Consider the following 20,126-nt stretch of genomic DNA (forward strand, 5'->3'; position numbering starts at 1 on the left):
TTTATTCAAACTCTCGATATTAATTTCTATCACTTGCAAGAACGGTCTGTCAGGCAAAATTTCGTATGTTTTATCTGATCAAAATATAGAGTTGATTACCCTGAAAATGGGCATTCTTGGCTTGTTTTTATGGCCTAATAATTGCTTTAGGGTAGACAAATCTGGCTATACTCACGATATGAATTGATGTCGGCTGCAAACATAGGGGACAAGGTGTGATTCAGAATATTTTAATTGACTTGGATGGTACATTAACTGATCCAAAAGTGGGGATTACGACTTCTGCCCGCTATGGTCTGGAAAAGGTGGGTCATCCGATCAGTGAAGACACGAATATTGACTGGATTATCGGGCCTCCTCTAAAAGCTTCGCTAGCCAAAATTCTGAATGTAGATGCGGATGATACCCTGGCTGAACAGGCACTAATGGCATATCGTGAGCGTTTTGCAGTGACTGGCTTATATGAAAATCACGTCTTTGAAGGTGTAGCTGAAACTCTGGCGGAACTTAAACGCCGTGGTTATCGCCTGTTTCTCGCAACAGCAAAACCAACCGTTTATGCCAAACAGATTCTGGAACATTTTAATCTGGCCCAGTATTTTACTGAGATTTATGGCAGTGAGCTGAATGGTGATCGGACCAATAAAGGGGAACTGATTCAGTATATCCTGGAACAACAAGGCATACAGGCTGATCAATGCATTATGGTGGGGGACCGTGAGCATGATATTTTTGGTGCCCGCCATAATGGGATTGAGTCGATTGCAGTCAAATACGGCTATGGTTCAGAAATTGAATTACAGCAGGCACAGCCTAAATATACGATTGAGAACTTTAGTCATTTATTAGACTATTTAAAATAATTTTTTATTTTCATTAAAAATAAAATGCTTCTATGTTTAGGAGCATTTTTTATATTCATTATTAACAATAATTTTTAACTTCACCTTTTGAATAGAAATCTGTTTTATTGCGTTAACTTGATTAATTGTTTGTATACTTTTGTTCTAATATTTTTCATGCTTACATAAATATAATAATGCATTTTATGTGATCAATGTCATATTTTAATGAACCTATTTGATTATAATTCACAAAAACATATTTTCCTATTTTAATATCTATTTATTTAAATCTAGCTAAAAATATTAAAATTCAACAGCTTAATTTTATAATAAGTTTTTAATTTATTCATTTCACTATGTTTACAATATTTGGTAACAAGTTAAAGATAACATTTTTCAGATTCTCATTCCTTGATTTTGATGCTATGTATTTCACGTTTAATTAAGCAATAAATAAATTATAAAAAAGGATGGGAATAATATGGCGAATATACAGATATTATCGGCAGAGAATGGAGAATTAATTCAGGATATTAATACTAATATTGTGAATTTGACCGAAAAATCAGTGATCAAGGTAAATGCCACGATTGATGAAGTGGCAAAAATTACACGTCAAGGTAATTCGGCTGTTATCTATTTTAAAAATGGTGAAACCATTACGATCGAAAATTATTTTGATTATGCAGTCAATGATAATCGAATCGTTTTTGAACATGAAGGTCAATTGTACTGGGCGGAATTTACTGATGAAAATGGGGTAATGCTCGATACGATTCGATATCACCCGCTTACAGGAGATCTGGCTGAGAGTGAAACCGTAGCTGCGGGTATTTTACCTTGGTTGGGTGGGGCACTGGCTCTAGGAGCTATTGCGGCAGCGGCAGGTGGAGGCTCATCCTCAGGAAGTAGTTCGGATAATCGGGATACGAGTCCGCCGAAGTTAACCGGCGTCATTGTGAATGAAGAAGGCCAGCTTGAACTGAGTTTTGATGAAAATATAAATGGTTCAAATCCACGCGCTGAAGATTTCACAGTGGTTGTGGATGGAGAAGAAATTCCTGTCACCGATATTATTGTACAAGATGACAAGATTATCCTAATTACAGAGCCAGAGATCCGGGACGGACAAGAAGTTACAGTGGAATATCAGGATAGTACACCTGATGATAATCAGGGAATTAAGGATTCAGAAGGGAATGTATTAGAAGATCTGGATTCAGATGATGTGGGTGGAGTGCAGAATCCGGATATTAGTGGCCCCATACTTTTAGCTGCGGAAGTTAATGCCAATGGCAATATCGAGCTTAGTTTTAATGAAGCACTGGATGCAGATAATTTACCTCCTTTAGATAGTCTGGTCGTTACAGTGGGTACCGCACCAGATCAAACTACAGTCGATGTAATTAATATTGTTGCCGATGGAAATACCTTAACGCTGATTACCAGTCCGGTGATTGCAGCAGGTCAGACTGTCAGTGTGGAATATATCGATCCAACTGCTCGGAAGGATGAGAATGCCATTCAGGACTTGGCAGGGAACGATGCGGCAAGCTTTAGCACAGTGGATCTACCCAATGGGGTGATCAATGATTCAGAACAACCCGTTGTAGATACAGCAAGTCCAGTTCTTATTGATGCCGAAGTCAATGCTGACGGTAATATCGAACTCAGCTTTAATGAAGATGTTTCGACTTCGAATCCTTTGCCTGCTGATTTCACAGTAGTGGTCGATGGAGCAGAAATTCCGGTAACTGACATTGTCTATGACGGCAATAAAATCATTCTGGTAACCGATCCTGTTATTACTGAAGGTCAGGAAGTAGAAGTCACTTATGCCGACAGTACACCGGGAGACGGACAGGGAATCCGTGATGGCAGTGGTAATGTACTAGATGGTTTTGATGCGGTAGGAGTTGGGGGAGTTGAAAATAACTCGGAACAACCAGTAGAAGATACGGAAAGTCCAGTTCTTATTGATGCTGAAGTCAATGCAGACGGTAATATTGAACTTAGCTTCAATGAAGATGTATCAACCTCGAATCCGTTGCCTGCTGATTTCGCGGTAGTAGTTGATGGAGAAGAAATCCCGGTAACTGACATTATCTATGACGGCAATGAAATCATTCTGGTAACTGATCTAGTCATTACCGAAGGTCAGGAAGTAGAAGTCACTTATGCTGACAGCACCCCGGGAAATGGTCAGGGAATCCGTGATGGCAGTGGTAATGTGCTGGATGGATTTGATGCGGTAGAAGTTGGGGGAGTTGAAAATAACTCAGAACAGCCAGCAGAAGATACGGAAAGTCCAGTTCTTATTGATGCTGAAGTCAATGCAGACGGTAATATTGAACTTAGCTTCAATGAAGATGTTTCGACCTCGAATCCTTTACCTGCTGATTTCACAGTAGTCGTAGATGGAACAGAAATTCCGGTGACCGATATTGTTTATAACGGCAATGAAATTATCTTGGTAACCAATCCTGTTATTACTGAAGGTCAGGAAGTTGCAGTCACTTATGCTGACAGTACTCCGGGAGAGGGTCAGGGAATCCGTGATGTCAGTGGCAATGTACTGGATAGCTTCGATGCGGTAGAAGTAGGTGGCGTTGACAATAACTCAGAGCAACCAGTAGAAGATACTGTAGCCCCTGTATTAATTGATGCTGAAGTCAATGCTGACGGTAACATCGAACTCAGTTTTAATGAAACTCTAGATGCAGACAATTTACCACCTTTAGATAGTCTAGTCGTTACAATCGGTACAGCTCCAGATCAGACTACAGTCGATGTGATCAATATTGCTGCCGATGGAAATATCCTCACGATGATTACCAATCCAGTGATTACAGCTGGGCAGACCGTTAGTGTCGAATATACTGATCCAACTACTGGAAATGATGACAATGCAATTCAGGACTTGGCAGGGAATGATGCCGCAAGCTTTACTACAGCGGATCTACCAAATGGAGTTGTAAATAATTCAGAACGTTTACTGAATCTTGCCGATGATAATGTGTCCGCAATTTTGGAAGGATCACGAGATGCAACTGTATTGGAAACATATAGTGATAGTAGTGGTATCGACGTGCTCAATGGCACTTCGGAAGTTGCCGTGGTCGATTTTACGATTGAGGAAAATATTTCTAGCGTGGTGATTGCAGTACAGCAAGAAAATCTGGTTAGCTTGGCGAATGCCTTTACTTTCGTGGTACGTAATACAACCACTGGCGAAGAATTTGAGGTCGCTTCAGCAAATACCAGTCAAGGCGGCTTAGTTGCTGGTGCATTGGGACTGGAGCTGCTGGGTGGAGTAGCAGATGCTCAAGGATTGAGACTGGATATTAATGACTTGCCTGCTGGAACCTATGAAGTCTCGGTATATGGTGATTCTTCACAATTAGCAGATATCCTGACCACTATAGATTTAGCGAATTTAGGCGATAACACGGTTAACAATCTGGTGTCAGATACTGTATTAGGTTTACTCGAAGCTACCTTGACTGGCCAAAACGCTGATCCTCGTGGAATTCTGGAGCAATTGACACTTCGTGAGTTATTGGATTTAACTACAGGTTCTTCTGTACCAATTATAAATACTTTAACCACAGCAGTTGATTCAGTCTTGTCATTGGCTCTGGATAACATACTAGTTCGCCCAATATTAGGTGATGTATACAATACCTCCGTAGGGAGTTTACTTGCAGGAAATGGAGGCGGGGCATTAGGATTCCTATTAACTACTTTAGGATTGGGTACAGCATTAGATGCGCTTCTAAATGGAATTTTAGAAGGGGTAGATGGTGCAGGCCAAGCATTATTCGATAACCTGGTTGAACCACTAGTTAGCGATATTTTGCTAGATACCGTGCTTGAAGAAACTGGCCTAACGACTGGTTTAAATACCTTGCTCGGATCATTAAATACATTGCTAAGTACTTTAGGGCTGGATGATGTTTTACCAGCTGTTGATGGCTTAATAGACCTGATCGCTCAAGAAGCCTTAAGTAATCCATTAACGCTATTTGGTGGAACCACTGCTGAAGTCTACGAAGTCAATGGAGAAATCTACCGTGCAACAGGCAATATTCAGGAAACTTCAGCCGACGGCACACAAGCGGATAATTGGGCGGGTGGCGTATTAACTGAGATTAATGGGCAGCCAGTAACTTTCGATTTAAGTGATGAGGGAGGTAACTTTACCATTATCGAAGGGACGTATGGTGAGCTCAAACTCTATGAAAATGGTAATTTCAGTTATGAATACAATAGTGCAGTAGGACAGGGCCCATTACTGAGTGAAGTATTTGAATATACGGTAACGCGTAATGCGGGACAGGCCGAGCAGGAAAGTGCTTCAGCAAATCTGGTGATCAATATTGATCGCGTAAACCAGATTATTAACTATGCCGACGATCCAGCAGATAACCTGTTACAGGGTGGCGCAGGTGATGACATCCTGACGGGTGGTGCAGGAGCAGACACAGCGATCTATTATTTACTGAATAATGCTGATGCAACAGGCGGTAATGGTACAGATACCTGGACTGACTTCAATGCAGTTGAAGGTGATACCATCGATGTCTCTGCATTATTAAGTGATCAGGCAGTAGATGCATCAAATCTGGGGAACTATATCACGCTCGAACAACGTGGAGATGATACAGTCGTGACGATCGATCGTGATGGTTCCGATACCGATACCACCTTTGCGCGCGCTGATTTGCTGATATTGCAGAATGTAGACAGTGCAACTTTACAGCTGGATGACATCATTAAATATAATCCAATCTGATCAGCAGGTTCAGAATGGATGATTTATAAAATTTTATGATGTCATTGAACTTCAATTAAAAAATCCCGCTTAATGCGGGATTTTTTAATTTTACATGGGCATTTAAAGTGTTAAAAACCAGATAGAAGCAGCAATGACGACAATTAAGATAACCAGAAAGATTTTTAGATTGGTTTTAGGATAAGTGGTGCTTAAGCTCGCTTTCGTAATTTCCTGACCTGCGGGATCATACAGAATCACCTTTTGTGCACTATTTTCATAACCTAATTCTAGCAGGGCACGCTGTTCAAGAGCTGTCAGACCCTCTTCAGGCATATCCATAACTTGCAGCAGCGTTGTAGAGCCCCAAAGTTTTTGAACAATTGAAGTAGATACCAGCTGTTTTAGGGTGTCTGAGGCAGCATTAAAGTCGGCAATGATGCTGCGTTCATGCGCATAGGGAACGGGAGGGACCATTGTTTGCACAATCGTGCCCTCATTGTCCATCAGTTGCATTTTATCTTTATAAATTTGCACCCATATTGCATTGGGAAGTTTGGATAACTGATCTTGCAGCATGAATTGCCTACGTATTGCTTTGATATTAAATTAAATAATCTATAAACATATCCCGTATCAAGACGGGATATGTAATGTTCCATTACTTGGCAGGAGCACCATATTCATTATTTTCTTTTTTGGTATCACTTGCCCACCAGATAATGAGTAAAATGGCTCCTATCCCTGTCAGTACAAGCAATTGCCACCATCCAGAGCGTCCAATGTCATGCAAGCGACGTGCCCCTACAGCCAGACTTGGGAGCAGAAGCGCTAAATTTAGCAGGCCATTCACCAAAGGTTTGGTGCCTAAAACTGCATCAATGACTTCACTAATAATGCTTAAAATTACGCAAAACAGCATAAAGAACCAAAATTCTTTACGGCGTGCACGACCTGAAAAGTTTGCATAATTGGTTAGACATTTTACGAACCAATCGATACTGCTGTAATTCTCTTCAGCCTGATCCAGATTGGAATATTTATTAATCTGATTGCTAATGCTTTCTCCCAGATGAATCGAGTTTCCCAAAGCCAGATAAATATCTGCTGCCTGACCGGTTGAGTTAACAATAAAATCAACCCGGTCACCGCGTGAAGGAGGGCGTTGTCCACGCCAGTCTGCACCGCTAAAACTGTAGCGGTTGTTATCATCCCCTGTGATAAAACCCGTATTATCTTGAATAGAAAAATCCAGGATGGAACCTTTCATAAGCCCTCTCTATTTATCTTCTGGCTATTATGGATTTGTATAAATATTATTCATATATGGCCGATAGTAGCATAGGAAATTTATTTTGAGATCAAGCTTTTATAAAAATATTTAGGTAATAAATTTTCACTATCTAAAGCTAGAAGTTCTGATTAATAAGAAGTTGATTTAGCCGATAACGAATAATTTAGTTAAATTTAGATTTTCTTAATTTGTTGAATAATAAGGAATGATTTAATGGAGCAAAACTAAGATAAGTTTAATAAGGTTAAAAATATACTGAAATTTATAAAATATAATTTAAATCAATAACTTAATTAATTTTAGTATTTTATTCAATATAAATATATTGCGAATTTTTACGTAGAGTTTGAATAAGAAACTAATCCCCAACAGACTTTGCTTAAGTTAATAAATGCTTATATATTGATCTCATAAAACAACTTAAACATTACACTGTTTTTAAGTGAATTCACCTATTTTATAAAGGCAATTTTAATTAATAAAACATTAAAGGGTGTCATGATGAAAGCTATTCCAATGAAGAAGATGATTAACTGCGTTGCGATGAGTGGTGTATTGCTATTCACTGCTGGTCAAACGATGGCAATGAATCAGCAATCTTCAACTGCTGCTCAAGCAAATTCTAAAGCATCAAATGACAGCCGAATGAATTTAACTGAGAGCCAAGTGATTAAGGTTGTAAGTACGGTCAATAACGGTGAAATCAAACAGGCAAAAACAGCCTTGCCTAAGCTTAAAACAGATGACGCACGTAAGTATGCGCAAATGATGATTAGCGAACATACAGCGAACGAGAAAAAAGGCCAGGCTCTGGCAGACCGTTTAAAATTAACTCCACAAGCAAGCAGCCTCAGTACTGCATTGCAAAGTGATAGTGACAAGATTGTCACTGACCTGAGCAAGCCATCTGCAGCTGATAAAGACTATATGATGAGCCAGGTTGAAGTACATCGTAAAGCCCTGAACACTTTGGACACGCAATTGATTCCAAATGCGAAGAATGCGGAATTAAAAAGCATGTTGACGCAAACCCGTACTGCGGTAGCGACACATCTGAAAAAAGCTGAACAAATCGTTGAAAAGATGAAATAAGTTAAGCATTCATCCAATAAAAAAACCGCCATTTTGGCGGTTTTTTTTGATCATAATACTTTATATATTATGTGATATTTCTTACCAGCTTAACGCACCACCAGTTTGGTAGTCTGTTACGCGAGTTTCGAAGAAGTTCTTCTCTTTACGTAGATCCATCATTTCTGACATCCACTGGAATGGGTTGTTCACACCAGTAAACTGTTCAGGCAAGCCTAACTGGCTCAAGCGACGGTTACAGATAAATTTCAGGTATTCTTCCATCATGCCGGCATTCATGCCCAATACACCGCGTGGCATCGTGTCACGAGCATATTCGATTTCAAGCATGGTACCTTCAAGAATCATCTGAATCACTTCTTGCTGGAATTCAGCAGTCCACAGATGCGGGTTCTCGATCTTGATCTGGTTGATCATGTCGATACCGAAGTTCAGGTGCATAGACTCATCACGCAGGATGTACTGGAATTGCTCAGCAACACCATTCATCTTGTTACGACGGCCCATAGACAGAATTTGGGTGAAACCGCAGTAGAAGAAGATACCTTCAAGGACACAGTAGAATGCGATCAGGTTGCGAAGCAGGATCTGGTCGTTTTCTGGTGTACCGGTTTTGAAAGTAGGATCACTTAAAGATTGAGTATATTTCAGGCCCCAAGCCGCTTTACGCGCAACTGATGGAACTTCGCGGTACATATTGAAGACTTCGCCTTCATCCATACCTAAAGATTCAATACAGTACTGGTAAGCATGCGTATGAATCGCTTCTTCAAATGACTGACGCAGGATGTACTGACGGCATTCAGGGTTGGTGATGTGACGGTAGATCGCCAATACCAGGTTGTTTGCAACCAGTGAATCTGCTGTAGAGAAGAAGCCCAGTGAACGCATCACGATGGTACGTTCATCTTCGGTCAAGCCATTTTCAGACTTCCACAACGCGATGTCGTGGTTCATGTTGATTTCTTGAGGCATCCAGTGGTTCGCACAACCATCCAGATATTTCTGCCAAGCCCATTCGTATTTGAATGGCACTAACTGGTTCAAGTCAGCACGGCAGTTGATCATACGTTTATCATCAACCTGTACACGCTGTGCGCCCATCTCAAGTTCTTCAAGACCAGGCGCAACGTCCAGTTGGTCTAGGGAAGCAGATGCTCTTGCCAGTGAATCGGTTGAATTTGATCCTGCGCTTCGAGGGGCTGCAGCGGGTTGTGCAGCTGCCACATTCGACGATGTGTTGCTTGCATCAGATACCATCTGCGGATTAGCCGTTTTTTTCGGCTCGACGGGCGTAGGCTGCTGTTCAGGTGCAGCCGGTTTTTGCGAATCATCTTCGAAATCGTCCCAACTTAGGATAGACATATCAATTCTCTCTAGTTGCTTTATATCTTTTATTAGACATCCAGCAGTGCTGAGATGTCTTACTATACGCTCAATTTGTGTAAACAAAATTAAGTTTTGTCGATGAATGCTCTGAATTTGTTCAGAGATAAATCCCCACTACTTATTTTGTTTACGCTGTTGCTGGCGAACTTTAAACCAGAAATAAGCAATCGGTGCGTAAAAGGTAACGGCAAAGGAAAGGATCAATGCCACAAGTCCTAACATGTAGTTGTGAGTCATATGGGGCATAGGTTTTCCTTTAATTTAAGTCGAGAGGCTTTTCAGCCTCCCATCTTTTTACCACAAGCTTAGTTGAGCTTGATTCGGATAACTCCGACAATGTGAGCGAACATACTCTAACCGATTAAATCGGATGCGAGTGTAGTTGCACACACTGACAGGCTTATCCAACGAGCACATAACTCTCATCAGCATCTCCTTTTTGTAAAAGACGCTTTCAGAGGATGACTCTTTACCTAAACTTTGCTAAAGTATTCTGCGTTAAGTCGTCGAAAATTTAACATCTAGAATACTCTAGCGATTCAGGGAAGTATTTCCTCTGAAAGCTTGGGTTTTCAAACCAATGGTCTGTCAGTTTTGGCAGGCCATTTTTATTGCCTAAAATTTTTCTTTATATCCGCACCTCCTTTGATTTTTCTCAGTTAGTTTGGAATCCCCCTAAATCCCCCTTTTGCAAAGGGGGACTTGCATCCCACCATTTGCTTCGAGAAATCTCCCTCCTTTGAAAAAGGAGGGTCGGGGTGGATTAGAAACCCGTCAGATTACTGACAAGCCTCACAATCAGGATTATCAATTGAACATGCTTGTGGCACTGGCGCTGCTTGCGCAAAACCTTCTTCCTCTGCAGGAGCTTCAGGTTTTTGCGCTTCAACCACCGGAGCTGCTGCTACAGCAGGAGCCGCAACAGTTGCAGGTTTAACTGCATTCAATGCGCCAGTGTTAATGGTTGATTTCTCAGCAGAAGTCGCACCCAATGCACGAAGGTAATAAGTCGTTTTAAGGCCACGTAACCAGGCCATCTTGTAAGTGATGTCCAGTTTTTTACCGTTTGCACCCGCGATGTACAGGTTTAGAGATTGTGCTTGGTCAATCCATTTTTGACGACGAGAAGCCGCATCTACAATCCAGCGTGGCTCAACTTCAAACGCAGTCGCAAAGATCGCTTTTAATTCTTCAGGAATACGAGAAATCTTCTGAACAGAACCTTCGAAATGTTTCAGGTCATTGACCATCACTGCATCCCAAAGACCACGTTCTTTCAACGCACGTACCAGGTACGGGTTGATCACTGTGAATTCACCAGACAGGTTAGATTTCACATACAGGTTCTGGAATGTAGGCTCGATTGACTGAGACACGCCACAAATGTTCGAAATAGTTGCAGTCGGAGCAATCGCCATCACATTCGAATTACGCATACCGTCTTTTTGAACTTTGGCACGTAAAGTGTCCCAGTCCAGACGTTGTGTGCGGTCTACTTCAAACATGCGTTCTGGACGAGTTTTCGCAACCAGGTCAAGTGAGTCGATTGGCAGAATACCTTGATCCCACAATGAGCCTTTGAATGTTTCATACGTACCGCGTTCAACAGCAAGGTCACTTGAAGTTGAAATTGCGTAGTAAGAAATCACTTCCATTGATTCATCAGCAAACTCAACCGCAGCGTCAGAACCGTAAGCCATACCCATTTCGTAAAGCGCATCCTGGAAGCCCATGATACCCATACCGACTGGACGGTGTTTCAGGTTCGAGTTACGTGCTTGTGGAACTGCGTAGTAGTTGATGTCGATCACGTTATCGAGCATACGAACCGCAGTTTTTACTGTACGAGCCAGTTTTTCACGATCCAGCTTGCCGCCTTGAACGTGTTGTACCAGGTTGATCGAACCTAAGTTACATACTGCGATTTCTTCTTTGCTGGTGTTCAGGGTGATTTCTGTACACAGGTTAGAAGAGTGAACCACGCCTACGTGCTGTTGTGGTGAACGCAGGTTACATACGTCTTTGAACGTGATCCATGGGTGACCTGTTTCGAACAGCATAGACAGCATTTTGCGCCACAAATCTTTTGCACGGATTTTCTTGTGCAACATATTTGTTTCTTTGGCAATGCTTTCGTAGTAAGCATAACGCTCAGCGAATTCTGCACCAGTCAGATCATGAAGATCAGGCGTTTCAGAAGGTGTGAACAGTGTCCATTCAGCATCTTCGAATACACGTTGCATGAACAGGTCAGGAACCCAGTTCGCAGTGTTCATGTCGTGAGTACGACGACGGTCATCACCCGTATTCTTACGCAGCTCAAGGAATTCTTCGATATCCAGATGCCAGGTTTCCAGGTATGCACATACCGCACCTTTACGTTTACCACCCTGATTTACTGCAACAGCAGTATCGTTGGCAACTTTAAGGAATGGCACCACACCTTGAGACTTACCGTTTGTACCTTTAATGTAAGAGTTCAGGGCACGAACTGGAGTCCAGTCATTACCTAAACCGCCTGCCCATTTAGACAGCATTGCGTTATCACGCATCGCGCCATAGATGTCAAACAGATCATCATCAATTGTAGTTAAGTAGCAGCTAGATAACTGTGGACGTAGCGTACCTGAGTTGAACAGGGTAGGCGTAGACGCCATGTAGTCGAAGCTAGACAATAAGTTATAGAACTCGATTGCACGGTCTTCACGGTTATCTTCGTTCAGGGCAAGACCCATAGACACACGCATGAAGAACAATTGCGGCAATTCGAAACGCACGCCATCTGAGTGGATAAAGTAACGGTCAAATAGGGTTTGCAGACCTAGGTAAGTGAACTGGTTTGAACGTTCTGGTTGAATCGCTGCAGCCAGCTTAGCCAGGTCAAAGTTTAACAATTCAGGTGAAAGAAGCTCTAACTCAATCCCTTTTTTCAGGAAAGTTTCAAGTGCATCACCTTCATTAGTATCAGTGGATAGACCCAAGAACTCTAAACCGGTAGCCACCAGGTCATCACGCAACAGACGTGCAGTCACATAAGTATAGTTAGGTTCTTGCTCAATACGGGTACGAGTTGCCATCATCATGGTTGTAGAGATATCAGACTCTTTTACACCGTTATAAAGGTTTTTTACGGTCTCATCGACAATCGCCTGTACGTCGATCCCTTCAAGGCCTTCAGCAGCACGAGTCACAGTCGCAGTCAATTCGCTTAAGTCAAGCGGCTTTAACTTACCTTCTGCATCAGTGACTTGCAGTGTGGGGTGATGGTTGGCACCTAACTGTTTGCGCGCTTCAGAACGTTGTTCACGGTAGATGACATAGGCACGTGCAACTTTCTGTTCGCCAGTACGCATCAGCGCAAGTTCAACCTGATCCTGAATTTCTTCGATATGGATCGTGCCACCCGATGGTAAACGGCGTTTGAATGTATTCAGAACCATTTCCGTTAATTGTTCGATACGGTCGTGTATACGGCTCGAATCTGCACTTTGCTGGCCTTCTACTGCCAAAAATGCTTTTCCAATTGCAACAGAAATTTTTTCTGCATCAAAAGCGGCAACATCACCGGTGCGTTTAATCACCTGAAGTTGACCCGGAGTGGACGTGATTACGCTCATGTTAACATAGCTCCATTGTCATCTATTTTTATGTTTATGGACCGTTTGAACTGGGCAAAAATCGTGCCACAGTGTTCGAGGAATAAACACAAGACCTAGTGGTTATAAAATTAATTGAACACAAGATACGGGAAAATTTAGGGTAGATCAATATTGACATTTTGCTAAATATTTTTCTGAAGTTTTATCTTAATCTTTTGCAAAAAGATCCCAATTTTTATTGATTCTTGCATAAGCCTTATCCGGCAAGGCATAGCATATCAAAGCTGGCAAAAAGTGCTTATAGATAACATTGTGGATAACTAAAAAGGCCTGAATCAACTAGTCACATTTTGTCCAGATTCAGCTTTGATCAATGCAAATAAGCCGACAAACGGTAGTTAAATGCACATTCGAGTGAAATGTGCACGATAAAATATTACAAAATGCTACTTTGATGTATTGGTTTGGTGAACGCTATCTTGTTTACAATGTAAACGTGTGTATATTGCAAGCATATTAAAAACGTATCTATTGGATTTCAAAAGGATACGTCCGTAGCATACGTCCATCAAATAAAGGGGCAACACATGAGCCAAGAAGAAAAGTTACCTAAAATTCTAATTGTTGAAGATGATGAGCGTCTTGCTCGTTTAACACAAGAATACCTCATCCGTAATGGTCTTGAGGTTGGGGTAGAGCCGGATGGCAACCGTGCTATTCGTCGTATTATTGCCGAGCAACCAGACATGGTAGTTCTAGATGTCATGTTGCCAGGTGCTGATGGTTTGACCATCTGTCGTGAAGTTCGTCCACATTATCATCAACCGATTTTAATGCTGACTGCGCGTACTGAAGATATGGATCAGGTGCTAGGTCTGGAAATGGGTGCAGACGACTATGTCGCTAAACCGGTTCAGCCACGTGTCCTGCTGGCTCGTATTCGTGCTTTATTACGCCGTACTGACAAAGTGCCTGAGGATGAAGTGGCTCAGCGCATCGAATTTGATGACCTGGTGATCGACAATGGTGGTCGTTCAGTGACCTTAAATGGTGAGCTGGTTGATTTTACTAGTGCAGAATATGACCTGTTGTGGCTGCTGGCTTCAAATGCGGGTCGCATCCTGTCACGTGAAGATATCTTTGAGCGTCTACGCGGCATTGAATATGACGGCCAAGACCGTTCAATTGATGTGCGTATCTCGCGCATTCGTCCAAAAATTGGTGACGATCCTGAAAATCCAAAACGTATTAAAACAGTACGTAGTAAAGGTTATCTATTCGTCAAAGAAACTAACGGTATCTAATCGGTGCCTTTAGCCGCCTGAATAAACAGGATAATTAATAGGTGTTTAAACACAGTATATTTTTGCGGATATACGCAGGCCTGGTCATGCTTGTGGTCCTGGTGGCAGTATTCAGCTATCTGCTGGTACAGATCATCAATTACCAGCGTGCGCAGGAGTATCGTGAATCCCTGACTGATGGTATGGCATATATCATCAGTGAGGGGGTTGCGAGACAGCCTAATCTGCAGCAAAAGATGGATTGGGTTTCAGATGCGTCTGATCTGTTGGAATTGCCGATCTACTATGTCGAAGCCAGTAAAGTGGATATTACCCGAGCGGAAGGTCGACGTCTGGCTGACCGTAAGGCAGTCGTGCGTTGGGATGCCAAAACCGGGGTAGCTTATATTGTCATCGGGCTACGCGATGATCCAAGTCATTATCTTTATATTAAGGCGGATAATATTACTGAACGTCAGATGAAGGCTTTACCGGTCTTTATTCTGGACTATCTGGTGTACTACCCAGGTCAGGAAAAAGAATACCTGAAGCGAATTCAGGATTATTTCTCTTATCCAATCTCGATCGAAAATGTCCAAAGCCTGCCATTAGATTCCGAGCAGATCGGACGTTTGCGTTTAGATCACAGCATTATTCTATATCGTGATAGTGCCTCAATTCGTGGTACTACGATTTCGATCATTTCTCCTATACCTAGCTCGACGTCTGAAGTGCTGGTCATGGGGCCAGTGCCGTTATTTAACTGGATGCCATTTCAGTTAGCTGCCGGAATTACCTTATTGAGCCTGTTTGTCTTAAGTCTGGGAATTTATGGTCTGTTGGTGCCAATGCAGCGTAAACTGCGTGAAGTTAGCTATGCCCTGAACAAGATGAAAACCGGGAACATGTCATTGCGTCTTCCGGTAGAGGGCAGTGATGAGATGGCGACGCTGGCTTCCAGCTATAACAATATGTCGGATCATATTCAGCGCCTGATCGAAGCGCAGCGTGAATTGATGCGTGCCGTATCGCATGAGCTGCGTACACCGGTTGCCCGTATCCGTTTTGCTGTGGAAATGATGGCAGATGAAGACGACTATGATTATCGCTTGCAGCAGGTTGAGCAGATCGATAAGGATATTGAAGCCTTAAATACCTTGATCGATGAAATCATGACCTATGCCAAACTGGAACAGGGCATGCCTTCAATTGAATTTGAAGATATTGATCTGTTTGAAGTGTTGGAGCAGGTGGCCGTCGAAACAGATGCTCTAAAAACTGGCAAAGAAGTTGAAGTGCTGCCAATGTCAGTACCTGTAACCGTAGAAGCTGAACGACGTTACCTGCATCGTGTGGTGCAAAATCTAGTGGGTAATGCAGTACGCTACTGTGAGCAGAAAATCCTGATCAGTGGTGGATTAGACGCTAAAGGCATGGCGTATATCTGTGTGGAAGATGATGGTCCGGGGATTCCGGAAGGTGATCGTGCTCGTATCTTTGAAGCTTTTGCCCGACTGGATGATAGTCGTACCCGTGCTTCAGGGGGTTATGGTTTGGGCTTGTCTATTGTCAGCCGGATTGCTTACTGGTTTGGTGGAGAGATTCAGGTTGATCAAAGTCCGACACTGGGTGGTGCACGCTTTATCATGATTTGGCCAGCCAGCCGTTACGGTAAAAAAATCAAGCAAAAACCGATCGAAAAGCTGGAAAAAGCTGAAGTGTCAGATCAGTCAGAATAAGAGTTTAGGTGAGAAAAAAACGATACATAGGTATCGTTTTTTTATGGCTATTTAAAGGGGATTATTCATGGATGGTAGCATCCGGTTCAATCAGTGGCTTGCCTTCTTTCAGGCTGTTTAAGGCATCAGAATTGAAGTTGATCAGTAGCTTGTTATTTTTAACATCTACCTGATAGCTTTGGATTAGCTTCTGGTCACCAGATAAGGTTTCAAGCTTGTACTCATCGGCAATATTCATAATACCGTCCAGGTTAATGCTGGAAGAGGCATAGTCTGTCTGGAAAAGTTTATGAATATCCCCTAAGTCAAAGATTGCATTGCTGGCATCCTGATGTTTTTGGATATAGCTTTCTACATGTCGCATCAATAATTGAGCAAAGAAAAAATAATCAGGTTTATGGGTAAATCGTAGAGACATGCATGGACTCCTTATTGTTACTTTATAAATGTGATAGTGTGTTTAAAAATAGAAATATCATAATCTGAATCAAACTGTTGGACGTGTTGCAAAAATACACAATTGCTCTTTTAAGGCTTACCGAGAGCGGGTAGAAAAGGGGGCTTCTAATTGAATGACAACATTCATGTTAAACATCTTTTAAAAACACACTTATTTTCCGGAGCATGATGCAAAGGTGAAATGTTTTTAATTGATTCTTTATAAGTTTCGTTTCATTGGGTGGGTAGCCAGCCACTGTAAAAGGAGTGAGGCTTAATTAAGCATAGCTTTAAAAGTCTATCTGGGTTTAGAAAAAAATAATGGAAATTTAAACTTTAATTTAAAAAAACGATCGGTTGAGATTCTATGAGCTTAAAGCCAGAATAAAATTAGGAATGTCTAAAAAATCATCCAAAAGACTAAGGCTTATAAACTAGCAAGTGAAATCCAAAATCAGGTACAATTGGCGGGATTAATTTTGTGTTTGGTGTATTTGAAGGCCAATACATACATTCTTTGTTAATAAATCGGCCTGCCAGGAGTTATCCCCGCATGAGTGCCATTACTCCATACGAATGGGCAATTATTGCCTTCGTGATCGGCGTTACATTTTTATGCGTCTTTATGCTCACTGTCCCATTACTCCTCGGGGGTAAATCATGGGGCCGTGCCAAGCAGGAGCAGTTTGAGTCAGGCGTAGTCAGCGCAGGTGGAGCTCGTATCCGCTTGTCTGCGAAATTCTATTTAGTTGCAATTTTCTTTGTAGTCTTCGACCTCGAAGCACTTTACCTGTATGCATGGGCATCTTCTGTTCGTGAAGTAGGTTGGATTGGTTTTGCAACTGCAGCTATCTTTATTTTGGTTTTACTTGTTGGTTTGGTTTACGAATTATCGACAGGCGCACTGAACTGGGCACCTTCAGACAGACGTAAAGCAGCAGGATACAAAGCTAAAATTGGTTCGCCAAATATGGATCTTGCAGAAATTACGCGCTTCAACTCTGTTGAAGAATTGGTTATGGATCCAACTGGTCAAATCCCAGCTCAATCATCTGGTCTTGTGAAAAAATCACAAGTTCAACCCTCTGATAAGGAGTAACTCGGGATGAAATATACATTAACCCGTGCGAATCCGAATGCTGATGAATATCCACTTCAAGAGCGTATCGTTGTAGAAGATCCGCTTCTAGAAGAAGAAGTGAATAAAAATGTGTTCATGACTCGCCTAGAGGATGTAATGCACACAGCAGTGAACTGGGGTCGTAAGAACTCAGTTTGGCCATTTAACTTTGGTACATCTTGCTGCTACGTTGAATATGCAACGACTTTGACCGGTGTACATGACTTGTCACGTTTTGGTGCCGAAGTTATCCGTGCTTCACCGCGTCAGGCAGACTTGATGATTGTAGCAGGTACATGCTTCGTGAAAATGGCTCCGGTAATTCAACGTCTGTATGAACAGATGCTTGAACCGAAATGGGTGATTTCAATGGGTGCGTGTGCGAACTCAGGTGGTATGTACGATATTTATTCAGTCGTACAAGGTGTGGATAAGATTATTCCGGTAGATGTATACGTTCCGGGCTGCCCACCACGTCCTGAAGCATTGATCCAGGCATTAATGCTGTTACAAGACCAAATTCAATTAGAGCGTCGTCCGCTGTCTGCGGTAATCGGTGATGATCTTAAGCCAGTGTATAAGCCAAAGATGATGCCGGAACGTGACCGTAAGAAAGACCAGCGTGTGGCTGTGAAGAACTTACGCTCTATGGATGAAATTAAATAATTTAAACGACCGGTTTTTTGTTGTGCACCCGCTATGGGTGTAGTTGTCGTTTAGGTTGACTGAATTTGTATTAAATAGGAAGCCAAGCCAATGGCTGAAACTGACATTGCTATGCCAGAATCAACAGCAGTTGATTCACGCCCAGCATTTGCCATCATTGAAGAGCTCAAAACCAAGTTTGGTGAGAACTTCTTTGTGCAAACAACTTTCGAGGATTTCCCGACAGTTTGGGTTGAGCGCGCACGTGTACAAGAAGTATTGATGTTCTTGCGTACCGTGCCACGTCCATACGTGATGCTATTCGACTTGTCTGCAGTAGATGAGCGTTTACGTACGCACCGTGACGGTTTGCCTGCGTCAGAATTCACAGTGTTCTATCATTTATTATCTTTAGAGCGTAACTGTGACATTCGTATTAAAGTTGCATTAAGCGACAGCGATCTGAATATTCCGACCGCAACGAATATCTGGCCAAATGCGAACTGGTATGAGCGTGAAGCTTATGACATGTTCGGCATCAATTTCGAAGGGCATCCAATGCTCCGTCGTATCTTGTTGCCAACCTACTGGGAAGGTCATCCGCTACGTAAAGAATATTCTGCACGTGCGACTGAATATACTCCGTATATTCAAGACAAAGCCAAGCAGGACTTTGAACAGGAACATCTACGTTTCGTGCCAGAAGACTGGGGTCTGAAGCGCGGTAATGCAGATGAAGATTTCATGTTCCTGAACTTGGGTCCTAACCACCCGTCTGCTCACGGTGCGTTCCGTGTAATTTTGCAGTTGGATGGTGAAGAAGTGAAAGACTGTGTGCCAGATATCGGCTATCACCACCGTGGTGTGGAAAAGATGGCTGAACGTCAAACTTGGCATTCATTCATTCCGTATACTGACCGTGTGGACTATTTGGGTGGTTGTGCTCAAAACATGCCGTATGTGATGGGTGTGGAACAATTGGCAGGCATTACTGTGCCAGACCGCGCACAATGTATCCGTGTCATGATGTCGGAATTGTTCCGTATCAATAACCACTTGCTGTACATCGGTACTGCGATTCAGGATGCCGGCGGTATGACCCCAGTATTCTATATGTTCGCTGACCGTCAGAAAGTGTATGACATCGTGGAAGCGATTACTGGTTACCGTATGCATCCAGCATGGTTCCGTATCGGTGGTACTGCACATGACTTGCCAAATGGTTGGGAAAAACTGGTTCGAGACTTACTCGACTGGATGCCTAAGCGTTTGAATGAATACTACACTGCAGCACTGAAAAACTCTGTATTTGTGGGTCGTACCCGTAATGTGGCTCAGTACGATGCGAAATCTGCATTGGCATGGGGCGTAACAGGTACTGGTCTGCGTGCTACAGGTATCGACTTTGACGTACGTAAATACCGTCCATATAGCGGTTATGAAAATTACGACTTCGAAGTACCGGTTGAGTACGAAGGCGATGCATATGCTCGTGTGATTGTTCACTTCCGTGAAATCGAACAGTCACTGAAAATCATTAAGCAGTGTCTAGAGAATATGCCATCTGGTGCGTACAAAGCGGACCATCCGCTGGCTGTTCCACCACCAAAAGACAAAACATTACAAGATATTGAAACCTTGATTACGCACTTCTTGAGCGTTTCTTGGGGTCCTGTAATGCCTGCAGGTGAATCATCTGTGATGGCAGAAGTGGTGAAAGGTGCGTCGACTTATTATCTGACTTCAGACAAGTCAACCATGAGTTACCGTACCCGTATTCGTACACCAACTTTCACGCATTTACAGCAAATGCCTTCTGTGATTAACGGCAGTCTTGTATCTGACTTAATCATTTATTTAGCGACAATCGACGTCGTAATGGCTGACGTGGATCGCTAAGGGGTAAAC

General features: G+C 42.5%; 14 protein-coding genes. 8 read left to right on the plus strand and 6 right to left on the minus strand.

Annotated features, from left to right (window positions below; all coding sequences use genetic code 11):
* The first annotated feature begins 215 nt into the window (after positions 1-215).
* Together FTU00_RS11390 and FTU00_RS11395 are read left to right on the plus strand one after the other, a co-directional pair.
* On the plus strand, positions 216-863 hold the full coding sequence (locus FTU00_RS11390; protein ID WP_180004020.1) for an HAD family hydrolase: 648 nt from the start codon (positions 216-218) through the stop codon (positions 861-863).
* Positions 864-1,326: 463 nt separating this feature from the next.
* The gene (locus tag FTU00_RS11395) at positions 1,327-5,640 is read left to right on the plus strand and encodes a SwmB domain-containing protein (protein ID WP_180179726.1); all 4,314 of its coding nucleotides are present in this window, start codon (positions 1,327-1,329) and stop codon (positions 5,638-5,640) included.
* 102 nt (positions 5,641-5,742) lie between these two features.
* On the opposite strand, the gene FTU00_RS11400 is transcribed toward FTU00_RS11395, so the two are convergent.
* Both FTU00_RS11400 and FTU00_RS11405 read right to left on the minus strand, forming a co-directional pair.
* Complete coding sequence (locus FTU00_RS11400) at positions 5,743-6,198, minus strand: hypothetical protein (protein WP_034706330.1); 456 nt, start codon at positions 6,196-6,198, stop codon at positions 5,743-5,745.
* Positions 6,199-6,280: 82 nt separating this feature from the next.
* A complete protein-coding gene (locus FTU00_RS11405) occupies positions 6,281-6,889 on the minus strand; it encodes a DUF805 domain-containing protein (RefSeq protein ID WP_180179727.1) in 609 nt (202 codons plus the stop codon).
* A gap of 525 nt (positions 6,890-7,414) precedes the next feature.
* On the opposite strand from FTU00_RS11405, the gene FTU00_RS11410 reads away from it, so the two are divergent.
* The gene (locus FTU00_RS11410) at positions 7,415-8,005 is read left to right on the plus strand and encodes a DUF4142 domain-containing protein (RefSeq protein ID WP_180179728.1); all 591 of its coding nucleotides are present in this window, start codon (positions 7,415-7,417) and stop codon (positions 8,003-8,005) included.
* Between the two features lie 81 nt (positions 8,006-8,086).
* On the opposite strand, the gene FTU00_RS11415 is transcribed toward FTU00_RS11410, so the two are convergent.
* The 3 genes from FTU00_RS11415 to FTU00_RS11420 form a co-directional block, all read right to left on the minus strand.
* A complete protein-coding gene (locus FTU00_RS11415; RefSeq protein WP_004785102.1) occupies positions 8,087-9,370 on the minus strand; it encodes a ribonucleotide-diphosphate reductase subunit beta in 1,284 nt (427 codons plus the stop codon).
* A gap of 138 nt (positions 9,371-9,508) precedes the next feature.
* Positions 9,509-9,640: a hypothetical protein gene (locus tag FTU00_RS15615; protein ID WP_005237071.1), complete on the minus strand. Its 132-nt coding sequence runs from the start codon at positions 9,638-9,640 to the stop codon at positions 9,509-9,511.
* Positions 9,641-10,173: 533 nt separating this feature from the next.
* Positions 10,174-13,011, minus strand: coding sequence for a ribonucleoside-diphosphate reductase subunit alpha (locus FTU00_RS11420; protein ID WP_180179729.1), 2,838 nt, complete (start codon positions 13,009-13,011; stop codon positions 10,174-10,176).
* A 569-nt stretch (positions 13,012-13,580) separates the two neighbouring features.
* Here FTU00_RS11420 and bfmR point away from each other — a divergent pair.
* Together bfmR and bfmS are read left to right on the plus strand one after the other, a co-directional pair.
* On the plus strand, positions 13,581-14,297 hold the full coding sequence (gene bfmR / locus FTU00_RS11425; RefSeq protein ID WP_004785097.1) for a response regulator transcription factor BfmR: 717 nt from the start codon (positions 13,581-13,583) through the stop codon (positions 14,295-14,297).
* A 41-nt stretch (positions 14,298-14,338) separates the two neighbouring features.
* Positions 14,339-16,015 carry a sensor histidine kinase BfmS gene (gene bfmS, locus FTU00_RS11430; RefSeq protein ID WP_180179730.1) on the plus strand — a complete coding sequence of 559 codons (1,677 nt, stop codon included), beginning with the start codon at positions 14,339-14,341 and terminating at the stop codon, positions 16,013-16,015.
* Between the two features lie 61 nt (positions 16,016-16,076).
* Here the strand turns inward: bfmS and FTU00_RS11435 are convergent, their stop codons facing one another.
* Complete coding sequence (locus tag FTU00_RS11435) at positions 16,077-16,433, minus strand: hypothetical protein (protein WP_004785094.1); 357 nt, start codon at positions 16,431-16,433, stop codon at positions 16,077-16,079.
* A 573-nt stretch (positions 16,434-17,006) separates the two neighbouring features.
* Here FTU00_RS11435 and ndhC point away from each other — a divergent pair.
* The 3 genes from ndhC to nuoC all read left to right on the plus strand — a co-directional run bounded on the left by ndhC (position 17,007) and on the right by nuoC (position 20,117).
* The gene (gene ndhC, locus FTU00_RS11440) at positions 17,007-17,552 is read left to right on the plus strand and encodes an NADH-quinone oxidoreductase subunit A (RefSeq protein ID WP_004785092.1); all 546 of its coding nucleotides are present in this window, start codon (positions 17,007-17,009) and stop codon (positions 17,550-17,552) included.
* A 6-nt stretch (positions 17,553-17,558) separates the two neighbouring features.
* A complete protein-coding gene (locus FTU00_RS11445) occupies positions 17,559-18,239 on the plus strand; it encodes an NADH-quinone oxidoreductase subunit B family protein (RefSeq protein ID WP_004785090.1) in 681 nt (226 codons plus the stop codon).
* Positions 18,240-18,329: 90 nt separating this feature from the next.
* Positions 18,330-20,117 carry an NADH-quinone oxidoreductase subunit C/D gene (gene nuoC, locus FTU00_RS11450; RefSeq protein WP_034702039.1) on the plus strand — a complete coding sequence of 596 codons (1,788 nt, stop codon included), beginning with the start codon at positions 18,330-18,332 and terminating at the stop codon, positions 20,115-20,117.
* The last annotated feature ends 9 nt before the right edge of the window (positions 20,118-20,126 follow it).

Origin of the sequence: Acinetobacter sp. YH12041, assembly GCF_013419975.1 — a bacterium.
Classification (GTDB): Bacteria; Pseudomonadota; Gammaproteobacteria; order Pseudomonadales; family Moraxellaceae; genus Acinetobacter.